The 965-nt window shown below is 39.9% G+C and carries 1 protein-coding gene; it reads left to right on the top strand.

All coding sequences use genetic code 11. The features are described 5' to 3' along the window. Nucleotides 1–496: 496 nt before the first annotated feature. The gene (locus GOU96_RS17785; RefSeq protein ID WP_000006157.1) at nucleotides 497–943 is read left to right on the top strand and encodes a hypothetical protein; all 447 of its coding nucleotides are present in this window, start codon (nucleotides 497–499) and stop codon (nucleotides 941–943) included. The last annotated feature ends 22 nt before the right edge of the window (nucleotides 944–965 follow it).

The following is a 965-nucleotide window of genomic DNA, read 5'->3' as shown; positions in this document are numbered from 1 at the left end:
AGGCGGGCGTTAGCTTAAAACAATAAAAATCAATTGTTTGCAGCCTGTTTTTTCTTCCCTTGGCAGCTCGTTTCGGTTTCTCGGCAAATCAGCATTTTTTGCCAACGCGAGTTTCGAGCTGTTGCCTCAATTGAATTTTTGGGGTGCTCGAGGTTAGCCAGGTTGGCGCAAAGTCGCTTTGGAAGCTTTGCTTTCGCTTTGAGTTTTCCGAAAGTGATTTCTCAAAATTTTCGGTTTTTCAAATCGTATGAAAGGTCACAAAGTTTGAGCCAATTCGGGTTTCAAAACTCAGGTGGTTTGTTGGTTTTTCAAATCGGTTTAATCTCAGGCTTGGTAAGTCTAAGGTACTGAAATTTAAGCTAACAAACTGCTTAAGCGGGATTCGCAATGCGTGGCATTTTCAGCATGCGGTGGGTTTCGTGATTCAGGTGGTGTGCGGTAGCTTTTGCAGTGCATTGCTCACCCCTTAGCAGGGCGTTAGCCATACGAGGTGAGTATGTCGGAATACAAATTAACAGAAGAAATCATTAAGTTGTCTCAATCGCAGCTATGGGATGTCGCAAAATCTGAATGGACTCTGCACGAAATATACGAAGCTAATGAGCCAGAGCGTTGTTTATGTGGGCACTTTCCTATCATTGAAATTTGTAATCTTAAGAACAAGATCAACTCTAACTATGCGATTGTTGGAAACTGCTGCGTTAAAAAGTTCATTGGTTTACCTTCAGATAAAATTTTCCAAGCAATAAAGCGGGTTAGAAAAGATGATCAAAAATCATTAAATGCAGAGGCCATATTTCATGCTTACGACAAAGGTTGGATTAATGATTGGGAAAAAAGCTTTTACTTAGACGTTATGAGAAAGCGTAAACTTACGTCGAGTCAACTTAACAAAAAAATTGAAATCAACAATAAGTTAGCAAACAAAATGAAGCGTACATAAGTATGGCTAACAAACGCCTCAA

This window comes from Vibrio sp. R-1 (assembly GCF_035615595.1).
Lineage (GTDB): Bacteria > Pseudomonadota > Gammaproteobacteria > Enterobacterales > Vibrionaceae > Vibrio > Vibrio cholerae.
This window is presented reverse-complemented; position numbering and strand designations above follow the sequence as displayed.

Bases quoted from the DNA above. Each gene is read 5' to 3' on its own strand.
- GOU96_RS17785 (WP_000006157.1), top strand. From the start codon at position 497: ATGTCGGAATACAAATTAACAGAAGAAATCATTAAGTTGTCTCAATCG.